Below are 20,481 nucleotides of genomic sequence, written 5' to 3' on the forward strand. Positions count from 1 at the left end.
CTGCGGTCAGCGTCGTTTTACCATGGTCAACGTGGCCAATCGTGCCGATGTTGACGTGCGGTTTTGTACGCTCAAACTTTTCCTTTGCCATTCCTCAGGCGCCCTTTTGCGATTTGGGGGACCCTTGGTCCCGTGGTTACATCTGCGCGCGCGAGATATTTGGTTCACGGGGGAAAATCAAGCACATCCTTGGGGAAATGCGCCGATCACGCCGGATTTTGCGTAACCTCGGTGGATTCGAGCGGTTGGATCAGGTCTGGGCGCTTGTCGAACCAGCCATTGTCCTTGTGTTCTTCTGCCAGCCATTCCTCGACCCGGTCGGCCACTTTCAGGGCCAGACCGCTCATTTGTTCTTCTTTGGTCCGCTCATTGCCGGACCCTTTCAGCGCGCTGCCTCCGGTCGTGTCTTCCAGAACCTGGAACTGCTTGGCCTTGGCCAGAAATTCTTTCTTGTTCACATCGTAGACATTGACCAGCACAATCGCCGTGCTTTTGGGGTTGTAGATGACCGGAATGCCCGGAGGGGCCAGCATGTAGCCTTCGAGGCTGATACCGATGTCGTAATCCTGCGCGCCCTCATAGCGACCCAGCCGGATATCCACGGCGTTCTGAATCGCAGCTTCCCATTCCTGCGGCGTCGCATCGCGCGAGACTGGGCCTTGTTTGGCTTTCTCGGCAAACGCGTAATTCACCCGCAGCTTGAACTCGCCCAGCGACTCGGGTTCTTCATAGACCTGCGTCTGGGTGCACGCGCCCATCAGGGCCAGTCCGGTGATCAGGGTCAGAATGCGCAACATGATTGTGTCTCGATAGGCCTGTTTTCTTTGATCTAGCGCACCGATGCGGGTTGTGCCAAGCCGTATCGGCAGAAATCCACCCGAGACCTGTTCAGATCACGAGAACTTATAGTCGCGCGGGAACCCGTAAGGCGGCTTTTTCCCGACGCTGGCGCGTTTTGCCAGCCATTGGGACATATCGGCCTCGTGCCGTGTCTTGTCGCCGCCCATGGACCATTTCAGGCCCTCTTCCCAGTTGAAGGTGGTGATGTCCGACAGGCCGCCATCTAGTTCCAGCGTTCCCTGCCGGCCACGCGCCATATTGTATCTCTGCAGGCGCACGCCCTTGCCGCGGGTCATCTCAGGCAGTTCCTCTGCCGGGAAGACCAGGAACTTGCCGTTCTGAGATACCACGGCCACGTGGTCGCCCGCGACCGGCTTGCAGATCATCGCTGTTTCGTCACCTTTGACGTTCAGCACCTGTTTGCCGTTCCGTGTCTGCGCCAGCACCTCATCCTCGGACACCATAAAGCCGTTGCCCGCATCCGAGGCCACCAGCAGCTTGCGCCCCGGCTTGTGGATCAGAATGTCGATGATCTGCGCCTCGTTCGGCAGATCAACCATCAGGCGCAGCGGTTCGCCCATGCCCCGCCCGCCGGGCAGGTTGGCCGCGCTGACCGTATAGAACCGTCCGTTTGAGGCAAAGACCAGCAGGCGGTCGGTTGTTTCCGCATGGAAGATGAAACGCGGGCCGTCGCCGTCTTTGAACTTCAACTCGCGCTTCAGGTCGATATGGCCGGTCATGGCGCGAATCCAGCCCATCTGAGAGCAGACGACCGTGATCGGTTCGCGGTCGATCATCGCCTCAAGCGGCACTTCCTCGACCTGTCCGGCCTCAGCAAACTGAGTGCGCCGCGCGCCGCCTTCGTAGTCTTTACCGAAGGTCTTTTTGGTCTCTTTCAACTGCTCGGCGATTTTGGCCCATTGCAGGGCGGGATCGGCCAGCAGGTCTTCGAGGTTGGCGCGCTCCAGCATCAATTCGTCACGCTCACGCACCAGCTCCATCTCTTCCAGACGGCGCAAACTGCGCAGACGCATGTTGAGGATCGCGTCGACCTGAACCTCGGACAGTTCCCCCTCGCCCGGTTTGGGCGTGACGTAATCAGACTCGTCGGTGGCGCGAACATGATCAATGCCCCAATCCTCGCGCATCAGCGCGGCCTTGGGGTCATCGTCATAGCGGATGATGTCGATCACACGATCAAGGTTCAGGAAGGCGACGATAAAGCCCTCCAACACCTCTAACCGATGGTCGATCTTGCCCAGACGGTGACGCGAGCGGCGGATCAGCACCTCTTGCCGGTGATCGAGGAAGGCCCGCAGCACTTCCTTCATCGAGCAGACCTTGGGCGTTACCCCGTCGATCAGCACGTTCATGTTCAGGCTGAACCGCACCTCGAGGTCCGAGTTGCGGTAGAGCATCCCCATCAGCACCTCGGGGTCCACGTTTTTCGAACGCGGCTCAAGGATCAGGCGGATGTCGTCGGCGGATTCGTCGCGCACATCGGCGAGGATCGGGATTTTCTTGGTCTGGATCAGTTCCGCGATCTTTTCGATCAGCTTGGATTTCTGAACTTGATAGGGAATCTCGGTGACAACGATCTGCCATTGACCGCGGCCGAGGTCTTCGACCTCGAACTTACAACGCAGGCGGAAAGATCCACGCCCGGTGCGATAGGCCTGCGCGATATTCTCGGGCGGTTCGACAATAACGCCGCCGGTCGGGAAATCCGGGCCGGGCACGTAGTTCAACAGCGTGTCGTCACGGGCATCCGGCGTCTTGATCAGATGCAGACAGGCATCGCAGAGTTCCGAGATATTATGCGGCGGAATATTCGTTGCCATACCCACCGCGATACCGCTGGCCCCGTTGGCCAGCAGGTTCGGGAACTGCGCAGGCAACACAACCGGCTCGGTCAGCGTCCCATCATAGTTGTCGCGGAAATCAACAGCGTCCTCGTTCAGACCCTCAAGCAGCGCCTCGGCCACGATGGTCATCCGTGCCTCGGTGTAGCGCGAGGCCGCCGGGTTGTCGCCGTCGATATTGCCGAAGTTCCCCTGCCCGTCGACCAGCGGGTAACGCACGTTGAAATCCTGCGCCAGACGCGCCATCGCATCATAGATCGCAGCGTCCCCATGCGGGTGGTAGTTACCCATCACATCGCCGGAAATCTTGGCCGACTTCCTGAAACCTCCGGTTGCACTGAGTCGCAGCTCTCTCATCGCATAGAGGATTCGCCGGTGGACCGGCTTCAACCCGTCCCGCGCATCCGGCAAGGCGCGGTGCATGATGGTGGACAGCGCATAGGTCAGATAGCGCTCACCAATCGCGCGGCGCAGGGGTTCGGCTACCTCACCCCCGTTATCGGGGGCCTCCATATTGGGGTCGTCGATCGTGTCATTCATACATGATGTGATACGACGCTAGGCCGTCTGGGTAAAGCAAGCTGAGTGCATTTTGCTGGGGACAAGTCGCGCTTTTTGCAACAGGGGGAGACAAGCTGGTGTTTTCCCCGAATTTTCGACTCGGCCACTCAATTATGGTACCATCCCAACAATTGAATGATTGCTGCCAAATTTTTGTTCTGTTGTTGTAACGATTGACCTTGGGGGATGCGCCATGACGCGCCTGATACTGATTACTTTTGCCGCACTCGGCTGGGCCTTTTACGTGATGAGCGACGGTCCTGATTTCGAACCGCGTGGATTGCGGGCCGATAATCCGCAACGCATGGCGGCGGCCTTCCAGCCAACCCCCGAACCCGAGGCCCCGGCCCCGGTTGAAGATCTGGTAACGCAGGTCAGCTTTGCCGCTGAACCGGCAGTGGAACCCGCGCCTGCGCTTGATGCGCTGGCTCAGCCTGAACCGGCCCTGACCGAGGATGAGACCAAAGCCCTGTTGGCGCAGGTTGCTGCGGGGCTGCAGGCCAATCCGTCGCTGTTTGAAGACCAGACCGTGACGCTGGCACTGGCGTCTTTGGAAGACGGCATAACCTCGTTGCAACAAGTCGCAACTGACGCCGACCCCGAGGTCGTAGAGGTGCCGGCGCTGCCTGAACCCGAGAAGGACATCCGGGAAATCTCGGGTACGCGCGTCAACATGCGAGACGGGCCCGGAACGATCTATCCGATCATTGGCAAGGCCCGGATCGGCCAAAAGGTCGAAGTGATGAGCGAGTCCGGAACCGGCTGGTTGCGTCTGCGCGTGTTGCCCGGGCAACAGATCGGATGGATTTCCGCATCTCTTGTCCAAAAATCCCAAGACTAAGGTTGCCCGTCATTGTCCTGCCCCAATGCCCGCCATAGCTATTGGTGACATTCTGGGGCGGGATTCTCATGCAGAAATCGATTCTCATTACCGGGTGCTCATCCGGCATCGGCCTTGACGCGGCACACGGTATGCGTGCACGCGGATGGCGGGTTTTTGCCTCGTGCCGTCAGCAACGCGATTGCGACCGGCTGCGCGCCCAGGGATTCGAAAGCCCCAGAATTGACTATCAGGACGCCGACAGCATCAAGGCCGGTCTGGCCGAGGTTCTTGCGGCCACCGGCGGCACGCTGGATGCGCTGTTCAACAACGGCGCGCACGGGCTGCCCGGCGCCGTCGAAGACGTCCCGACAGATGGTTTGCGCCATATCTTTGAAGCGAATGTATTTGGTTGGCACGAGCTGACACGCCAGGTGATTCCCGTCATGCGGGAACAGGGGCATGGCCGGATAGTGCAGTGTTCGTCGGTTCTGGGACTGGTCGCGTTTCCGTGGCGCGGGGCTTATGTCGCGACCAAATACGCGATTGAAGGCCTCAGCGATACGCTGCGCCTTGAATTGCGGGGCACCGGTATTCGGGTGATCCTGATTGAACCAGGCCCGATCACCTCGAAGCTGCGGGAAAAAGCTATCCCTGTCTTTGAACGGTTCATCGACTGGGAAACCTCGGCGCTGCGCGAGAAATATGAAGAAACGCTGCTCAAACGGCTGTACGAAAACTCGGGTCCAGATAGGTTCGAACTTCCGGCATCAGCCGTAACGGCCAAACTCGCGCACGCGGTTGAAGCGCGCAGACCAAAGCCCCGATACTATGTGACCACACCCACCTATATCGCCGGATACTTGCGTCGGATTCTGCCGACCGCGGCGATTGACCGGATTCTGTCCCGCATCTGAGACGAAATTACTGGTTCGCTTTTTGATCTTGTGGGGCTAGATCAGGTCCAACGAAACTAAAACGCAGACGGTGATACCTGATGGACCTATTGATGGTCGTTTTGCTTCTGGCCATGGCGGCGGTGGTCGTCGTGCTGACCCTTGGCATCGCGAATTTCGGCAAAGGCGGCATGGCGGCTGCAAAGAAAAGCAACAAGATGATGCGGCTGCGTATCCTGTTTCAGTTCATTGCCGTCGTTTTGATCCTTCTCTACGTCTATCTCAGCGGACAGGGAGCGCAGTAAATGGTCGTACTCAACAAAATCTACACCCGCACAGGCGATGACGGTAAGACTGCGCTGGGGAACGGAGAACGTGTCGCCAAATACTCTGGGCGTGTGGCGGCCTATGGCACCGTGGACGAGTTGAATTCCTTTGTCGGCGTGGCGCGGACCGAGGCTGATGGTCCAACCGATGCCGCACTGGCCCGAATCCAGAACGATCTGTTCGATCTGGGCGCGGATTTCTGTCGCCCCGATATGGAAAAGGATGCCGAGGCCGATTACCCGCCCTTGCGCATCGCCCCGGCCCAGATCGACCGGCTGGAGGCCGAGATCGACGCGATGAATGCCGATCTGGAACCCTTGCGCAGCTTCATTCTGCCGGGCGGATCGCGTCTGGCGGCCCAATTGCATGTGTGCCGCACCGTGTCACGCCGGGCCGAGCGGCTTGCCGTTGAACTGACAAACATGGAGCCGGTGAACGCGGTGGCCGTCAAATACCTCAATCGCCTGAGCGACTGGTTCTTTGTCGCCGCACGGTGCGCCAACAACAACGGCAAAGACGACGTCTTGTGGGTTCCGGGCGCGAACCGCTGAAAGCGGCGAAACGTCCAGTGGACGTTCTGGCGGCCGGAAGGGCAAAGCCTAGGGCTCAATCCCCGCAGGCACGAACGAGCGTTGCCCCGTAACAGGCTGAGACCCAGTTGTTTGACGCCACGACATGCCTGATCCCGCATGCTCAAAAATCGGCCCCACCCCGCACTGTTATTTTCCGCCGTGGCGTCAAAAATTACGAAACGCGACGTCCCGAGCCCCTGACGTGACGATTTTGCCCTGTTGCACCGTGAATTGAGACGCTATTCAGTCGTCCGAGAGCATTGGTGGAGTCGCGTTGCGACTTACCGTTTTTGTGAGGAGAAAGCGCAAAATGAAGGTACTCGTGCCTGTCAAGCGCGTGATTGACTATAATGTGAAGGTCCGCGTGAAAGCGGACGGTAGCGGTGTTGATCTCGCCAATGTCAAAATGTCGATGAACCCGTTCGACGAGATCGCGGTGGAAGAAGCGATCCGCCTGAAAGAAGCGGGCAAAGCTGACGAAGTGGTTGCCGTTTCGATCGGCGTCAAGCAGGCGCAGGAAACCCTGCGGACCGCGCTGGCCATGGGTGCAGACCGCGCCATTCTGGTTGTTGCCGCCGATGACGTCCATCAGGACATCGAGCCGCTGGCCGTCGCAAAGATCCTGGCCAAAGTGGTCGAGGAAGAGCAGCCCGGCATCGTTCTGGCGGGCAAGCAGGCGATCGACAACGACATGAACGCCACCGGCCAGATGCTGTCGGCCCTGCTGGGCTGGTCGCAAGGCACCTTCGCGTCCGAACTGGATATCGAAGGCGACACCGCCAAGATCACCCGCGAGGTTGACGGCGGTCTGCAGACCATCAGCGTCAAGATGCCGACCATCGTGACCGTTGACCTGCGTCTGAACGAGCCGCGCTATGCGTCGCTGCCCAACATCATGAAGGCGAAGAAAAAGCCGCTGGACGAGAAAACCGCCGCCGATTACGGCGTCGACGTCACGCCGCGTCTGGAAATCGTCAAGACCGAAGAGCCGCCGGCACGTGCCGCAGGCATCATCGTAGGCTCGGTTGACGAGCTGGTCGGGAAACTCAAAGAAGCGGGGGCTGTGTAATGGCTGTTCTTCTTCTGGCTGAAGTCAACAATGGCGAGTTGTCGCTGGACGCCACCGCCAAGGCCGTAGCCGCCGTCAAGTCGCTGGGCGACATCACCGTTCTGGCCGCTGGCGGTTCCGCTGCCGCAGCTGGTGAGGCTGCTGCAAAGATCGACGGTGTCTCGAAGGTTCTGGTTGCCGAAGACGCATCGCTGGGCCACCGCCTGGCGGAATCGACCGCAGCCCTGATCGTGTCGCTGGCCGACGGTTACGAGCACATCGTTGCCCCTGCGACCACCGACGCCAAAAACGTGATGCCGCGCGTTGCTGCGCTGCTGGACGTGATGGTGATCTCGGATGCGTCCGGCGTGGTTGACAGCTCGACCTTCGAGCGTCCGATCTATGCGGGCAACGCGATCCAGACCGTCAAATCGAACGACGCCAAGAAAGTCGTCACCATCCGCACCGCGTCCTTCGACGCAGCGGGCGAAGGCGGCGCGGCATCGGTCGAAACCGTCGCGGTTCCCGGCTCCGAAGGACTGTCGTCCTGGGTTGAGGACAAGGTCGCCGAGAGCGACCGTCCGGAACTGACCTCGGCTGGCGTTGTTGTTTCGGGCGGCCGTGGTGTCGGCTCGGAAGAGGACTTCAAACTGATCGAAACGCTGGCCGACAAGCTGGGCGCGGCGGTTGGTGCCTCGCGCGCGGCGGTGGACTCGGGCTATGCGCCGAACGACTGGCAGGTGGGTCAGACCGGTAAGGTTGTTGCTCCCGATCTGTATGTTGCCGTCGGCATCTCGGGCGCGATCCAGCACCTTGCTGGTATGAAAGACTCGAAGGTCATCGTTGCGATCAACAAGGACGAAGAAGCGCCGATCTTCCAGGTCGCCGACTTCGGACTAGTCGCTGACCTGTTCCAGGCCGTGCCGGAACTGACCGAGAAGCTCGGCTGAGCAAAGACCCCAGGTCTTTGAAAGTGACGTTAGCAAAGGCCCGCCATTGGCGGGCCTTATGCGTTCAGGTCCCTCAGGACCGGCACAACCGCCTCGGCAATCTGCCTGTGCGCGGCCGGGCCAAGCATATGTTCTGCCATCGGCTGTTGTAGCGTCCCGAACAACATATCCTCAAGCGTGTCCGACGCGCCGGACACGGCGACAGAGCACGTGACTACCCGCGCGGCCTGCGGCCTCAACGCCTCGACCATGCCGGCGTTCACCGGGATGGGGTCGTCCTCGATCGTATGAACCCGCTGAATCTGCAGATGCAGCAGCACCGTCTGCGGGTCCAGCTGCTCCAGAAACGTGCCAAGGGACCGCAACCAACCCTGACGCAGTTCATGTGCGATCACTTCGAACCGCGCATCATGTCTTGCCTGCAGACGCTTTAGTAAGTGGCGCACAAAATGCACCTCGGTAAAGTCGATATCGGGATACAAATCCAGCAGGTCCTGCGTTGGTTCTAGAAACCGGTCATTGCGGCGGGGATGCACGCGGTAAAACCGGTTCGACTGGCCATGAACCTGAGGCAGTTGGATCACGCATCTCTGCGCCCGGTTTGCCAACCTCAGCAGACCTTGATCGCGCGTCAGCGCCTCGACACCCGCGAACAGGCTGCCAAAATTGGCGCAGGTTTTGCCCAGTTGCTTCTGTACTGCATCCGGAAACGGAGAATCGACAAAGCGCCCGAAGGTTTCATCCCCGCCGATGCAGGCGATAAACGGAAGGTCCAGCGTGCAGGGCGGCCCCCTAAACCACAATCTGGTTCCGTCATACTGGCATACGTCATCCTCGGCCATGCCCGAGCCTGTCTGATGATAGCTCATCTCACTCACCCAATTTTCACCCGGTTGCCATCTTGCCGCCCCGGATGTTGAGATTCCCCTAATGTGCGCATTTGAAGCGAATTCGAGCGACCTCAGCCCCTTGCCGCAAGCCCCGAACTGCCGATACTGTCGCCGTAACGCGCAAGGCAAAGGCAGCTGAATATGGATGTGAAATCGGTCGGAGTGATTGGCGCAGGTCAGATGGGCAACGGGATCGCCCATGTGCTGGCATTGGCGGACTATGACGTTTTGCTGAATGATGTCAGTCAGGAGGCCCTGGATCGCGCCTTGACGACGATTGAGGGCAACATGGCCCGGCAGGCGTCACGCGGGAAGATCAGCGATGACGCGATGCAGGCCGCCTTGAAACGGATCACAACGACGCTGGAGCTGCCGCAACTGGGGCAAACCGATCTGGTGATCGAAGCCGCGACCGAACGCGAGACCATCAAACAGGCGATTTTCGAGGATTTGCAGCCGCATCTTCAGCCGCATACGATTCTGACTTCGAACACCTCGTCCATATCCATCACCCGGCTGGCCAGCCGCACGGACAGGCCCGAACGGTTCATGGGGTTCCACTTCATGAACCCGGTGCCGGTCATGCAGCTTGTCGAGTTGATCCGGGGGATTGCCACGGATGAACCAACGTTCAAAGCCTGCAAGGCAGTGGTGGACCGTCTGGGCAAGACAGCCGCAAGCGCCGAGGATTTCCCGGCCTTCATCGTCAACCGCATTCTGATGCCGATGATCAATGAGGCGGTCTATACCCTGTATGAAGGCGTTGGGAATGTGCAATCCATCGACCAGTCCATGAAGCTGGGCGCGAACCATCCGATGGGGCCCCTGGAACTGGCCGATTTCATCGGGCTGGACACCTGCCTGGCGATCATGAACGTGCTGCATGATGGCTTGGCGGACACCAAATATCGCCCCTGCCCGCTGCTGACGAAATATGTCGAGGCCGGTTGGCTGGGCCGCAAGACCGAACGCGGGTTTTACGATTATCGGGGCGAAGTACCTGTTCCGACGCGGTAAGAGGGGGCCAGCCCCTCGCCCGGATTTCATCCGGGCTCACCCCCGGGATATTTCTGGCCAGATGAAGGGCGGATCAGGGTTTGTCTGATGTTCCCAGAGACATGGTACGGTTTCTGAGCCATGCCATGAAGCCGCGCGGATCGCGTTCGAGCAACTGCATGTCGTCGTCATTGATCGGTTCGCCGATAACCGGAGATTGCGGTTTTTTGCAGGACCGGACGATTTCGTGCAGCAGCAGACCCTGCCGCAGGATCGGCGACAGTTTGTTGGCGATCTGATACCAACGCGAGTTGCTGCCGGGGAAGAAGATCGGCAGCACTTGCGCACCCGAGCGTCGGATCATCTTGGCGGTGAAGACGTTCCATTCCCGCTCGATCGCCGGGCCGAACCAGTCGTCCGAGGACATAACAACGCCCGAGGGGAACAGGGCCACAACGCCGCCGTTTTTCAGATGCTCCATGGCCTTGCCGCGCATTTCAAGCATCTTGGCCTGTGCTTCGGGGTCGTGCGGAAAGGGAACCGGAATCATGAATGAGGTCGCAGCCTCGTCCAGCCCGGTCAGCACGGACCGGGTCAGGATGCGATAATCGCTGCGCACGCGCCCGATCAGTTCGGCCAGGATCATGCCGTCCACCATGCCGTGCGGATGGTTGGCCACGACAACAACCGGGCCTGTCTTGGGGATGCGGGCGATCTGTTCCTCGGGTGTGGTCAGGTCGATGCCCATGGTTGCCAGAGCACCGCCCCAAAACCTTTGACCTCGATAGTATTCGTTCTTTTTCTCGAACTTGTTGACCATCCGCAAAATGGTCAGTTTGCCGGTACACCATTCGATGGCGCGAATGGCGGTCGAGGTCCAGGCATCGTCGAACGAGTTCGCGTAGGTCAGGGTTCTACGGTCGTAGATTTCGCCCTGGTCTTCGGTCCCATCAACCACCGGGCCTGTCTTGGTCTCGTGCGTTGTTTCCGCCAATTCCTGGTCTTCCCGTTCTTTCTGTCCCGCGGGGCAGCCTTAGAACCCCTCTCCGAACTTGTCATTCACAAGCGTTTCCAGAGCTTCTGCCAATGCCTCAGCATCCGGCCCGGACGTCTCGACGTCAATAGTCGTTCCGCGCGAGGCTGCCAACATCAAAAGGCCCATAATGCTGTCTCCGGATGCAGAAAGGCCGTCTTTGGACACTTCGGCGCTTGCGTCAAAGCCTTCCACAACCTCGACCAGCTTGGCGGACGCGCGGGCGTGCAGGCCCTTTTCGTTAATGATTTTCAAGCTTCGGTTGGTCATTTCAATGAGTCCGGTCTTAATCCAATGTCACATTTTGCGCATTGATGTACTTGCGTCCAGCCTCCATCGCCTGCCGCACGGCATCAGGGACCGGCAGGTGGCGGCTTTTGGCCAATTTGATCAGCATGGGCAGGTTGGCCCCATAAAGGATTCGGCGATCCTGAGGGGCGCAGGCCCGCAGGCTGAGATTCGAGGGGCTGCCGCCGAACAGATCCGTAACGATCACAACGCCGTCGCCCAAGTCCACTTCATCCGCGGCACGACAGATTTCAGCCTGTTTTTTGTCGCGGTCATGATCGGCCTCGATCGCAATGGCTTTCAGGCCGGGCTGCGGCCCGACCACATGCTGCATGGCGGCCAGATATTCCTGAGCCAAACCCCCATGCGCTACGATCACAATCCCGATCAATCCGGCCTCACATTCAACGATCGACGTTCCATCTCGCGGTGCCTAATTGCCACCTGCTGCCCCCCTTCCGCAAGGGCCTTTGCAACCGCTTCCGCCATCGCCACCGATCTGTGCTGCCCGCCGGTGCAACCGAAGGCCACAGACAGATGCGCTTTGCCTTCGGCGCGGAAGGCTGGCAGCAGCAGGTTCAGCAGATCTATGACGCGGTCAAAGAACGGCGCGTAATTTGCATCTGACTGGACATAGCGCGCCACATCCGGGTTTCGACCATCCTCGGACCGCAATTCAGGTCGCCAATAGGGGTTGGCGAGAAATCGGCAGTCAAAAACCATATCCAACCCGCGTGGCAGGCCGCGTTTATACGAGAAGGATTCGATGGAAACCGCCAAATGCCGCCCGCCCTGGGGTGCAAACCAGCGCTCGACCTCTTCGCGCAATTGATGCACGTTCAGGGTGCTGGTGTCGATCAGGGTGTCGGCAATCTCGCGGATGGGGGCCAGCAGCTCTTTCTCGCGCCGCACACCGGTTTCCGGCCCTGCATCCTGGGCGACGGGGTGACGCCTGCGGGTTTCCGAAAAGCGGCGCAGCAGGACTTCGTCGCTGCAATCAAGGTACAGAACGGTCAGATCCACCTGCGTCATCCGACCCAGTTTTGCGGCCAGTTCGATAAACCCGATAGTCGAGAAATCGCGGTTGCGCGCGTCGATACCCAGCGCCATGGGCCGGTCAGGCTCGGCACCTTCAAGCAGTCGCGCCAGCAGGCCCATGGGCAGGTTGTCAATCGCTTCGAACCCCAGATCTTCCAGCACGTGAATGGCGGTCGAGCGGCCCGCGCCCGACGGTCCGGTCACCAGAACGATTCGCTTTTGCGATGTCATTTGTTCGGCCATTCCGGGTCCACGCGTCCCATTCTTAGAAGTTGCATCAGGGCTGGTGCCAAATTGGGCACGCCTGCGCCGCGAAGCAAGGGAACAGTTTGCCTCAGCAACGGGGTCGTGGCGGGTTCCGGCAGGCGTGCGGGTTCGGGTTGGTCAAGGTCGAGGACAAAGCGCAGCGGCACAGGCTCCGTAGGTTGCGCACGAAGCAGGCCAATCCCGCGCGCCTCGACCAGACCCGCGATTTCGGGGACTGCGGAGGCAATGATCTGATCGTCGCGCATCGCCAGATCAATGCGATCATCGCCGACCAGCACCGCGCCCAGAGCCATCATCTGCAGCGCCAGCGACGACTTTCCGGCCCCAGATGCGCCCACAATCAGCAGCCCGTGGTCACCGGCGGCGACGCAACTGGCGTGAACGCGGGCGCTGTCCCGGTTCACCGCATCTGTCAGGGACGGAATGGTCATGACCTCAGACAGGCAGCCCCACGACAAAACGGGCACCCAGCGGGTCCGAGGTGACGTCCGCTTCGGTCGGGCGGATGTTTTCGGCCCAAATCACACCGCCATGCGCCTCGACAATCTGTTTCGAGATCGCCAGCCCAAGGCCCGAGTTGTTGCCGAAATGCTCAGCCGGGCGTTGCGAATAGAACCGTTTGAAGATTTTGGTCAGGGCCTGTTCCGGGATGCCGGGGCCGGTATCTTCGACCACCACAAGCACGCGATTGTCGCGCTGGCGCACCCAGACCCGGATGGCGTCGCTTTCTTCGCAGAAGGAAATCGCATTGGTGATCAGGTTGACGAAAACCTGTGCCAATCGCGCCTCGAGCCCGTTGATCACAATCGGATCCGACGGCAGGTCAGTGATATAGTCGATGCCCTGCGAGCGGGCATCTTCACCCAAAAACTGCCCGATATTGCCCAGCAGCTTGAGCAGGTCAAAGGGTTGTTCTTCTTCCTTGACCAGTTCCGCATCCAGACGCGAGGCATTCGAGATGTCGCTGACCAGCCGATCCAGCCGCTTCACATCATGCTCGATCACACCAAGCAGTTTTTCGCGCTGATCATCGCGTTTGACCATGCGTAGTGTGCCGACAGCAGATTGCAGACTGGCCAGAGGGTTTTTGATCTCATGCGCAACGTCAGCGGCAAATTGTTCGTTCGCATCGATCCGGTTGTAGAGCGCAGTGACCATGCCGCGCAATGCACGGCTGAGCCGACCGATTTCATCCGGGCGCGCGCTGAGGTCCGGGATGCGGATGCGCCCCGGGTTGACGCCCGTACCCCGATCCTTGCCCATTTCCGCCGCCGAGGCGAGGTCGGCCAGCGGGTTGGCAATGGTCGAAGCCAGAACAAGGCTCAGACCGACTGAGACCAGCAGGGCAACGACAAACATCTGCAAAATGCGCTCCTGCTCGCGCCTAGCCAGCGCGTCAATCTCACCGGCAGGGCCGGATATTGCGACAGCACCGGCCGGGATGCCTTCGTAGAGAATAGGTGCCGCGGCCACGATCACAGTGTCGCCCGCGTCATCCTGTACTGCCTTTACCTGATTTTGACCCGCCAAAGCTTGTGGGACTATGGCCTGAACCTGCTGCGCCAGCGTCGGTGCTTCGGAGTCGGACGACCAGTTGAAAACCCGCGACAGACCCGTCCAGACCGCGTTGAGTGCATCGCTGATGACGGTGCCTCCGGTCTGCATATCCGCGTCCGATCGCAACAGGATGGGCATGTCAGATGCCTGTGGCGCGCCGCGGGTCCAGCCGATCAGGGTACCGCGGGAGTCGTAGACAAACACCTCTCCCCCTTCGGGCAGGCGAAGGCCGGACAGCGTGTCTTTCACATCAAGCTGGGCCGCATCGCGTGATGATTTCACCGCGCCCTGCCGCAGCTGCGTCTCAAACACGTTGCTGACAAGATGCGCGTCTCCGATCAGGTTGCGCGCGGTCTGCTGCACCTGCTCGGATCGCGAGTCATCCAAGTAAAGCAGCCCCGTGACAAGGATCACAAGGGCAATCAGATTGAACGTGATGATCTTGCGGGCCAGAGGCGAGCCGCGCAGTGAAAACAGGTTTCTGCGGGATCGTTTTGCGCTTAGCTCTGCAGACTCGGGGTCTTGCGGGATGACCCAGTCATCCCCAAGAACGACATCACCGTCGCGCAATTCATTGGCTTGTTCGGTGTCGCGCACGGGACCCCATTACCCCTTGTAGATGGCCGCGCCTATTCTTCGTTGTATCTGTACCCGATACCATAAAGGGTTTCGATAGCCGAAAACTCGGGATCAGCAGCACGCATCTTCTTGCGCAGCCGCTTGATGTGGCTGTCGATGGTGCGGTCATCCACATAGACCTGATCGTCATAGGCCACATCCATCAACTGATCCCGGCTTTTGACAAAACCCGGACGTTGCGCCAGCGCCTGCAGCAACAGGAACTCGGTCACGGTCAGGGACACATCCGTCCCCTTCCAGGTGACCGCATGGCGCAGCGGATCCATCCGCAGGTCGCCGCGTTCCATCACTTTGGTATCGCCGGTGTTGGCGGCCGAAGCGTCACCGCTGGTGGCCTCTTGGCGCCGCAGCAACGCGCGAATGCGCTCGACCAGCAAACGCTGCGAGAACGGCTTTTTCACGTAGTCGTCAGCACCCATGCGCAGGCCCAGAACCTCGTCAATCTCGTCGTCTTTCGAGGTCAGGAAGATCACCGGCATCTGCGTCTTTTGGCGCAGGCGCTGCAGCAGATCCATGCCATCCATGCGCGGCATCTTGATATCCAGAACGGCCATGTCCGGCAGCTTTTTGTTAAACGCGTCCAGCGCGGCCTGACCGTCATTGTAAGTTTCAACCTCGAACCCTTCGGCCTCGAGCGTCATGGATACGGACGTCAGAATGTTTCTATCGTCATCCACCAGTGCAATCTTTGACATCGGGCTTACCCCTATTCCTGCTCACTTACGCAATAATACGCTTTTTTGTAAGGCATTGTTGGCGTTTTTGATGCGCCGAATCAATGCGTAACTGCGAATCGTGCCATTGTTGCGGCAGCTATGAGGCAAAAATGCCTTGCTGCCCGCAAAATGCTGCCCGGTTTTCCGACAGGAAATCTTTGGTGGCGCTAAACTTTAACTTGGTTGCGCTAACTGCGCCAAACCGTCCTGTTCATGCCCCAAACGACCGTGATAAGACCCGCCCATCGGCCGGTATGTCCCGGCAAAATGCCCCAAGAGCGCACCCGGCCAACCGCCGCCGCGCCGCACAGGAGAAGATACGCATGACATCTGGACGGGTTAACCCGCAATTCCGCCTCGAAGATCAGGGCATCGAGGGTCTGGGCAATGTCTATTACAACTTCATGGAACCGGCGCTGATCGAAGAGGCCCTCAAGCGGGGCGAAGGCACCCTTGGCAATGGCGGGGCCTTTCTGGTCACTACCGGTAAATTCACCGGCCGTTCGCCCAAGGACAAACACGTCGTCAAGACCGACAGTGTGGCCGACAGCATCTGGTGGGAAAACAACGCGGCGATGAGCCCGGAAGGTTTCGACGCCCTTTATGACGACATGGTCGAGCATATGAAGGGTCGTGACTATTTCGTGCAGGATCTCGTCGGCGGGGCCGATCCGGCCTATTCGATCAATGTGCGCATGGTGACCGAACTGGCCTGGCACAACCTGTTCATCCGCCACCTGCTGCGTCGCCCGGATCGTGAGGATCTGGATGAGTTCATCGCAGATTTCACTGTCATCAACTGCCCCAGCTTCCAGGCCGACCCGGCCAAGCACGGCTGCCGCAGCGAGACCGTGATTGCAATGAACTTCGACCGCAAGCTGATCCTGATCGGCGGCACCGAATATGCTGGCGAGAACAAGAAATCCGTCTTCACCCTGCTGAACTACATGCTGCCGGAAAAAGGCGTGATGCCGATGCACTGCTCGGCCAACCACGCGGTTGGCAACCCGGTGGATACCGCCGTGTTCTTCGGCCTTTCGGGAACCGGCAAGACCACTCTGTCGGCAGACCCGTCGCGGATCCTGATCGGGGATGACGAACACGGCTGGTCGGATCGCGGCACCTTCAACTTCGAAGGCGGCTGCTACGCCAAGACCATCAACCTGAGCGCTGAAGCCGAGCCGGAAATCTACGCGACGACCAGCAAATTCGGCACCGTCATCGAGAATATGGTCTTCGATCCCGAAACCAAGGAGCTGGATTTCGACGACGATTCGCTGACCGCAAACATGCGCTGCGCCTATCCGCTGGAATATATCTCGAACGCGTCGAAAACCGCGTTGGGCGGGCATCCGAAGAACATCATCATGCTGACATGCGATGCCTTCGGCGTGCTGCCTCCGATCGCGCGGCTGACACCGGCGCAGGCGATGTATCACTTCCTGTCGGGCTTCACCTCGAAGGTGGCGGGCACCGAACGGGGCGTGACCGAGCCGCAGCCGACCTTCTCGACCTGCTTTGGCGCGCCCTTCATGCCGCGCCGCCCCGAGGCCTACGGCAACCTGCTGCGCGACAAGATCGCCCAGCATGGCGCGACCTGCTGGCTGGTGAATACCGGCTGGACCGGTGGGGCCTATGGCGTTGGCAGCCGGATGCCGATCCGCGCGACCCGCGCGCTGTTGACGGCGGCTCTGGAAGGCTCGCTGCGCGACGCTGAATTCCGCAAGGATGCCAACTTTGGCTTTGACGTCCCGGTCACAGTGCCCGGCGTCGCCGAGGTTCTGCTGGATCCGCGCCGCACCTGGGATGATCAGGAAGCGTTCGACAAACAGGCCGCAAAGCTGGTTCAGATGTTTGCCGAAAACTTCGAACAATATGTCCCCTTCATCGATGAGGACATCAAAGCCGTCGCAATCGGCTGATCCGGATAAAGGGGCGTCCGCGCCCCTTTTTTCTGCGTTTGCGAATCCACCAATGATCAACCCAAAGTTGCATCTGACGCACCTCACGAACAAATTTATTGTTCTGAATGCCTGGTTGGGATAGGGATTTGGGTCATTAAACCGAAAAGACCCGGCGCATTTGCACCGGGCCGAAACTTAAAAGACCTTTGGGTTGCCTAAGCCAGCACACTCACCTCGGCAAATTGGGCAACCTAATCAGACTGGTAGTCTACTGGCATGGGGATGAGTGTCAATATGGGACTTGCTGACATATCTCGCGATCAGCGTGTTCTGAACCGTCGTGACTGGACGGCGTTTGGCACGGACAAAGACAGGTAAGAATTATGACCGAAATCTCGAAACTGACCGAACTGCGCAAGCTGATGCAAAGCATGGAGCGAACGCTGGGGCTGGAAAAGCTATCCCCGGTTGAGCGTGACATCTACTACGCCGCCGAGGAACTTTCCAAGGCCGATCAGGAGGTTCGCACCTTTGGTCTGATCGAACACACACTGGTTCAGAGCGTCTCGCGCCCGACATTTTTCCGCGCGCTGAAATCTCTGGTCGAAAAAGGCTATCTGTCGCAAAGCGGCAATGCCAACCGGGGACGTTATATCGTACATGCGCCCAGATAAGCTGGGCCTTGGGCGCATCGGTGGCTAGTTCCGGTGCGCAAGTGGGCCTCTGAAACCTTCTTTGCCTCTTTGGCCTATGTGGTCGCATCGTTCCTCACCTTCGAGGTTCTGATGCCGCTTCAGAACATGTTCTTTCCGGAATACCCAAGCCGGGCCAGCCTGCTGTTCCTGCCCCATGGCGTGCGCGTGCTTTCAGCCTGGCTGTTAGGCTGGCGCGCGATCTTTGCGCTGCTGCCGGGCGTCTTTCTGGTCTTCGCTTTTCTGGGGGGAACGGATGTTTTCCTGCCCAGCCGCCTGATGGCGATGGCAATCGCTGTCACGACCGTTCCGGTGGTCTTCTACCTGCTGAAATGGGCCGGATGGGACCTGTTCCCACGCCCCGACAAAAAGCCCTGTTGGATTTGCGTGATGGGCGTTGGGATCATCACATCTTTTCTGGTCTCGGGCCTGACCAATTTGGCCTTTGGCAGCGCGACGGTCGAATATATCGCCTTTTTGATCGGCGACATCTCGGGTCTTTTCTTCCTGATGCTCGGGCTCTATTTCGCCTTTCGCTTTGCCGACAAACGGCGCTGAGGAGCTGTCATCGACAGACGGTTGACGCCCCCGGGCCTGCGACAAATACCCCCAATTTGACCCCGGCCCGGCCCGGTGGAAATCAACGGATTTGCCGCTAATTCTCCCAATGAACCCTTTCTGCACTGCAAAACGATCGGGAAATTTTCGAACTTTATCGCCACGTAATACGTATTTTTGTTGCGCTGCATGTGCAAAATGATATGACCAGACGACCCAGAAAAGGACACGATTCATGGCCCATGACGGACAGGATATGACCCAGATGACCACACACGCGATTTTGCCCGATCTTCTGACCTTGACCCGGCAGGCCGTCCCGGCTGTCGAAGCCGTTTTCGAGAAGGCGCGCAATTCGGTTCGCGAGATGGTGACATCCGACGGTCGCGTGTCCGGCGCCCTGATCGAAGCCAACCAAACGGCCGCACACGGGCTGGCCTGGCTGGCCACCTACTACCAGTCGTTGAAGCAGATGCAGCGCTGGGCCGAAGCGTTGGACGCAGACGGCAAATTTGGCGAAATCGAGCAATTGCTGCACCAGATCGCCTTTGGGGAATACCTGCATCAGGTCGCGGGCGGCATCCCAATGAACCAGGGCGAGCTTGTGCGCCTGCAGGATCTGGGCCTTGGCTGGGACGCGCTGTCCAACTTCCAAAGTTCGGAAATTCAAACTCTGATGGCGCAGGCCAACTCGCAGGCCGCTCGGACGCGGCTGGTCGAGCTGATGGAGGCGCAAGTCGGTTCTGCCATGTTCGGAGCTTCGGGCCTTGATGAAGAGCTTGAAATGATCCGCGACCAGTTCCGCCGCTATGCGGTCGAAAAGGTCGAGCCCAATGCGCATGACTGGCACCTCAAGGACGAATTGATCCCGATGGAAATCATCGAGGAACTGGCCGAAATGGGCGTGTTCGGTCTGACCATCCCTGAAGAGTTCGGCGGTTTCGGTCTGTCCAAAGCGTCGATGTGCGTCGTGTCCGAGGAACTGTCGCGCGGCTATATCGGCGTCGGCTCGTTGGGTACCCGGTCCGAGATCGCGGCCGAGTTGATCCTGGCGGGCGGTACGGATGAGCAAAAGGCCAACTGGCTGCCTAAACTGGCCAGCGCCGAGATTCTGCCCACCGCTGTCTTCACGGAACCAAACACCGGCTCGGATCTGGGCAGCCTGCGCACCCGCGCGGTCAAGAATGCCGACGGTGACTACGAGATCACCGGCAACAAGACCTGGATCACCCATGCGGCCCGTACCCATGTCATGACCCTGCTGGCCCGCACCGATCCGGACACCACGGATCACCGTGGCTTGTCGATGTTCCTGGCCGAGAAAACCCCCGGCACGGATGACGCCCCCTTCCCCACCCCCGGCATGACCGGCGGCGAGATCGAGGTGCTGGGCTATCGCGGCATGAAGGAATACGAGCTGGGCTTTGACGGCTTCAAGGTCAAGGGTGAAAACCTGCTGGGCGGCGAAGAGGGCAAAGGCTTCAAACAGCTGATGGAGACGTTTGAATCCGCCCGCATCCAGACCGCTGCCCGCGCCATTGGCGTCGCCCAAAGCGCGCTGGATATCGCCATGCAATACGCACAGGACCGCAAGCAGTTTGGCAAGTCGCTGATCAATTTCCCGCGCGTGTCGGGCAAGCTGGCGATGATGGCGGTCGAGATCATGATCGCGCGCCAGTTGACCTATTTCTCGGCATGGGAAAAGGATCATGGTCACCGCTGCGATCTTGAGGCGGGCATGGCCAAGCTGCTGGGCGCGCGTGTCGCCTGGGCTGCTGCCGACAATGGGTTGCAAATCCACGGCGGCAACGGCTTTGCACTGGAATACAAGATCAGCCGCGTCCTATGCGACGCACGCATTCTGAATATTTTCGAGGGAGCTGCCGAAATTCAGGCACAGGTCATCGCACGACGTCTGCTCGGCTGACCGAATTCGGCACTCCTGTTTCCCCAACTGACCCGGCCTTTGCGCCGGGTCTTTTTCTTTCGTTGACCGTTTTGCCTGGATCCAGGGTGCCGCGCCGATG

Annotated in this window: 22 protein-coding genes; 11 read left to right on the forward strand and 11 right to left on the reverse strand. The window is 59.5% G+C overall.

The window, feature by feature from the left end; genetic code table 11:
- From ACR0KJ_RS13095 to parC, 3 genes are all read right to left on the reverse strand, one after another.
- Positions 1-91: GTP-binding protein (locus ACR0KJ_RS13095; RefSeq protein ID WP_215675807.1), on the reverse strand; the 91-nt coding region annotated here is incomplete at its 3' end.
- 115 nt (positions 92-206) lie between these two features.
- Entirely contained in the window at positions 207-797 is a 591-nt protein-coding gene (locus ACR0KJ_RS13100) for a hypothetical protein (RefSeq protein WP_170454599.1), read from the reverse strand.
- A gap of 96 nt (positions 798-893) precedes the next feature.
- Positions 894-3,242: a DNA topoisomerase IV subunit A gene (gene parC, locus ACR0KJ_RS13105; RefSeq protein ID WP_480626876.1), complete on the reverse strand. Its 2,349-nt coding sequence runs from the start codon at positions 3,240-3,242 to the stop codon at positions 894-896.
- A 214-nt stretch (positions 3,243-3,456) separates the two neighbouring features.
- Here parC and ACR0KJ_RS13110 point away from each other — a divergent pair, with 214 nt between their 5' ends.
- From ACR0KJ_RS13110 to ACR0KJ_RS13135, 6 genes are all read left to right on the forward strand, one after another.
- Positions 3,457-4,104 carry an SH3 domain-containing protein gene (locus tag ACR0KJ_RS13110; protein WP_480626877.1) on the forward strand — a complete coding sequence of 216 codons (648 nt, stop codon included), beginning with the start codon at positions 3,457-3,459 and terminating at the stop codon, positions 4,102-4,104.
- A gap of 68 nt (positions 4,105-4,172) precedes the next feature.
- Positions 4,173-5,000 carry an SDR family NAD(P)-dependent oxidoreductase gene (locus ACR0KJ_RS13115; protein ID WP_480626878.1) on the forward strand — a complete coding sequence of 276 codons (828 nt, stop codon included), beginning with the start codon at positions 4,173-4,175 and terminating at the stop codon, positions 4,998-5,000.
- Positions 5,001-5,080: 80 nt separating this feature from the next.
- Positions 5,081-5,284, forward strand: a complete 204-nt coding sequence (locus ACR0KJ_RS13120) for a twin transmembrane helix small protein (RefSeq protein ID WP_170454604.1) — start codon at positions 5,081-5,083, stop codon at positions 5,282-5,284.
- Complete coding sequence (locus tag ACR0KJ_RS13125; RefSeq protein WP_170454606.1) at positions 5,285-5,857, forward strand: cob(I)yrinic acid a,c-diamide adenosyltransferase; 573 nt, start codon at positions 5,285-5,287, stop codon at positions 5,855-5,857.
- Between the two features lie 331 nt (positions 5,858-6,188).
- Positions 6,189-6,947, forward strand: coding sequence for an electron transfer flavoprotein subunit beta/FixA family protein (locus ACR0KJ_RS13130; RefSeq protein WP_170454609.1), 759 nt, complete (start codon positions 6,189-6,191; stop codon positions 6,945-6,947).
- On the forward strand, positions 6,947-7,876 hold the full coding sequence (locus ACR0KJ_RS13135; RefSeq protein ID WP_170737693.1) for an FAD-binding protein: 930 nt from the start codon (positions 6,947-6,949) through the stop codon (positions 7,874-7,876). The genes ACR0KJ_RS13130 and ACR0KJ_RS13135 overlap by 1 nt, the downstream gene beginning before the upstream one ends.
- A gap of 56 nt (positions 7,877-7,932) precedes the next feature.
- Here the strand turns inward: ACR0KJ_RS13135 and ACR0KJ_RS13140 are convergent, their stop codons facing one another.
- A complete protein-coding gene (locus ACR0KJ_RS13140) occupies positions 7,933-8,745 on the reverse strand; it encodes a DUF6473 family protein (RefSeq protein WP_480626879.1) in 813 nt (270 codons plus the stop codon).
- Between the two features lie 162 nt (positions 8,746-8,907).
- On the opposite strand from ACR0KJ_RS13140, the gene ACR0KJ_RS13145 reads away from it, so the two are divergent.
- The gene (locus tag ACR0KJ_RS13145; protein WP_170454613.1) at positions 8,908-9,783 is read left to right on the forward strand and encodes a 3-hydroxybutyryl-CoA dehydrogenase; all 876 of its coding nucleotides are present in this window, start codon (positions 8,908-8,910) and stop codon (positions 9,781-9,783) included.
- Between the two features lie 73 nt (positions 9,784-9,856).
- Here the strand turns inward: ACR0KJ_RS13145 and ACR0KJ_RS13150 are convergent, their stop codons facing one another.
- Genes ACR0KJ_RS13150 through ACR0KJ_RS13180 form a run of 7 tightly spaced genes read right to left on the reverse strand, consistent with a single transcriptional unit; the run spans position 9,857 to position 15,279 of the window.
- Positions 9,857-10,756: a lysophospholipid acyltransferase family protein gene (locus ACR0KJ_RS13150; RefSeq protein ID WP_170454615.1), complete on the reverse strand. Its 900-nt coding sequence runs from the start codon at positions 10,754-10,756 to the stop codon at positions 9,857-9,859.
- A gap of 39 nt (positions 10,757-10,795) precedes the next feature.
- Positions 10,796-11,065: an HPr family phosphocarrier protein gene (locus ACR0KJ_RS13155; RefSeq protein WP_170380425.1), complete on the reverse strand. Its 270-nt coding sequence runs from the start codon at positions 11,063-11,065 to the stop codon at positions 10,796-10,798.
- A gap of 16 nt (positions 11,066-11,081) precedes the next feature.
- Positions 11,082-11,474: a PTS sugar transporter subunit IIA gene (locus ACR0KJ_RS13160; protein ID WP_480626880.1), complete on the reverse strand. Its 393-nt coding sequence runs from the start codon at positions 11,472-11,474 to the stop codon at positions 11,082-11,084.
- Positions 11,471-12,364, reverse strand: coding sequence for an RNase adapter RapZ (gene rapZ / locus ACR0KJ_RS13165; RefSeq protein WP_480626881.1), 894 nt, complete (start codon positions 12,362-12,364; stop codon positions 11,471-11,473). The genes ACR0KJ_RS13160 and rapZ overlap by 4 nt, the downstream gene beginning before the upstream one ends.
- Complete coding sequence (locus ACR0KJ_RS13170) at positions 12,349-12,855, reverse strand: HPr kinase/phosphorylase (protein WP_480626882.1); 507 nt, start codon at positions 12,853-12,855, stop codon at positions 12,349-12,351. The genes rapZ and ACR0KJ_RS13170 overlap by 16 nt, the downstream gene beginning before the upstream one ends.
- Positions 12,824-14,542 (reverse strand): ATP-binding protein, encoded by a 1,719-nt coding sequence (locus tag ACR0KJ_RS13175; protein WP_480626883.1) that lies wholly within the window; start codon positions 14,540-14,542, stop codon positions 12,824-12,826. The genes ACR0KJ_RS13170 and ACR0KJ_RS13175 overlap by 32 nt, the downstream gene beginning before the upstream one ends.
- A gap of 32 nt (positions 14,543-14,574) precedes the next feature.
- A complete protein-coding gene (locus tag ACR0KJ_RS13180) occupies positions 14,575-15,279 on the reverse strand; it encodes a response regulator transcription factor (RefSeq protein WP_170454625.1) in 705 nt (234 codons plus the stop codon).
- A 344-nt stretch (positions 15,280-15,623) separates the two neighbouring features.
- Between ACR0KJ_RS13180 and ACR0KJ_RS13185 the strand changes: the two genes are divergently transcribed.
- The 4 genes from ACR0KJ_RS13185 (at position 15,624) to ACR0KJ_RS13200 (ending at position 20,381) form a co-directional block, all read left to right on the forward strand.
- Positions 15,624-17,222, forward strand: a complete 1,599-nt coding sequence (locus tag ACR0KJ_RS13185; RefSeq protein ID WP_170520328.1) for a phosphoenolpyruvate carboxykinase — start codon at positions 15,624-15,626, stop codon at positions 17,220-17,222.
- Positions 17,223-17,587: 365 nt separating this feature from the next.
- Positions 17,588-17,878, forward strand: coding sequence for a hypothetical protein (locus tag ACR0KJ_RS13190; protein ID WP_170454629.1), 291 nt, complete (start codon positions 17,588-17,590; stop codon positions 17,876-17,878).
- Positions 17,879-17,911: 33 nt separating this feature from the next.
- On the forward strand, positions 17,912-18,454 hold the full coding sequence (locus ACR0KJ_RS13195) for a hypothetical protein (protein WP_480626884.1): 543 nt from the start codon (positions 17,912-17,914) through the stop codon (positions 18,452-18,454).
- Between the two features lie 235 nt (positions 18,455-18,689).
- The gene (locus ACR0KJ_RS13200) at positions 18,690-20,381 is read left to right on the forward strand and encodes an acyl-CoA dehydrogenase family protein (RefSeq protein ID WP_480626885.1); all 1,692 of its coding nucleotides are present in this window, start codon (positions 18,690-18,692) and stop codon (positions 20,379-20,381) included.
- Positions 20,382-20,481 lie beyond the last annotated feature (100 nt).

It is taken from the genome of Ruegeria sp. AD6 (assembly GCF_056542325.1).

Bases quoted from the DNA above. Each gene is read 5' to 3' on its own strand.
- ACR0KJ_RS13100 (WP_170454599.1), bottom strand. From the start codon at position 797: ATGTTGCGCATTCTGACCCTGATCACCGGACTGGCCCTGATGGGCGCG.
- parC (WP_480626876.1), bottom strand. From the start codon at position 3,242: ATGAATGACACGATCGACGACCCCAATATGGAGGCCCCCGATAACGGG.
- ACR0KJ_RS13110 (WP_480626877.1), top strand. From the start codon at position 3,457: ATGACGCGCCTGATACTGATTACTTTTGCCGCACTCGGCTGGGCCTTT.
- ACR0KJ_RS13115 (WP_480626878.1), top strand. From the start codon at position 4,173: ATGCAGAAATCGATTCTCATTACCGGGTGCTCATCCGGCATCGGCCTT.
- ACR0KJ_RS13120 (WP_170454604.1), top strand. From the start codon at position 5,081: ATGGACCTATTGATGGTCGTTTTGCTTCTGGCCATGGCGGCGGTGGTC.
- ACR0KJ_RS13125 (WP_170454606.1), top strand. From the start codon at position 5,285: ATGGTCGTACTCAACAAAATCTACACCCGCACAGGCGATGACGGTAAG.
- ACR0KJ_RS13130 (WP_170454609.1), top strand. From the start codon at position 6,189: ATGAAGGTACTCGTGCCTGTCAAGCGCGTGATTGACTATAATGTGAAG.
- ACR0KJ_RS13135 (WP_170737693.1), top strand. From the start codon at position 6,947: ATGGCTGTTCTTCTTCTGGCTGAAGTCAACAATGGCGAGTTGTCGCTG.
- ACR0KJ_RS13140 (WP_480626879.1), bottom strand. From the start codon at position 8,745: ATGAGCTATCATCAGACAGGCTCGGGCATGGCCGAGGATGACGTATGC.
- ACR0KJ_RS13145 (WP_170454613.1), top strand. From the start codon at position 8,908: ATGGATGTGAAATCGGTCGGAGTGATTGGCGCAGGTCAGATGGGCAAC.
- ACR0KJ_RS13155 (WP_170380425.1), bottom strand. From the start codon at position 11,065: ATGACCAACCGAAGCTTGAAAATCATTAACGAAAAGGGCCTGCACGCC.
- rapZ (WP_480626881.1), bottom strand. From the start codon at position 12,364: ATGGCCGAACAAATGACATCGCAAAAGCGAATCGTTCTGGTGACCGGA.
- ACR0KJ_RS13180 (WP_170454625.1), bottom strand. From the start codon at position 15,279: ATGTCAAAGATTGCACTGGTGGATGACGATAGAAACATTCTGACGTCC.
- ACR0KJ_RS13185 (WP_170520328.1), top strand. From the start codon at position 15,624: ATGACATCTGGACGGGTTAACCCGCAATTCCGCCTCGAAGATCAGGGC.
- ACR0KJ_RS13190 (WP_170454629.1), top strand. From the start codon at position 17,588: ATGACCGAAATCTCGAAACTGACCGAACTGCGCAAGCTGATGCAAAGC.
- ACR0KJ_RS13200 (WP_480626885.1), top strand. From the start codon at position 18,690: ATGGCCCATGACGGACAGGATATGACCCAGATGACCACACACGCGATT.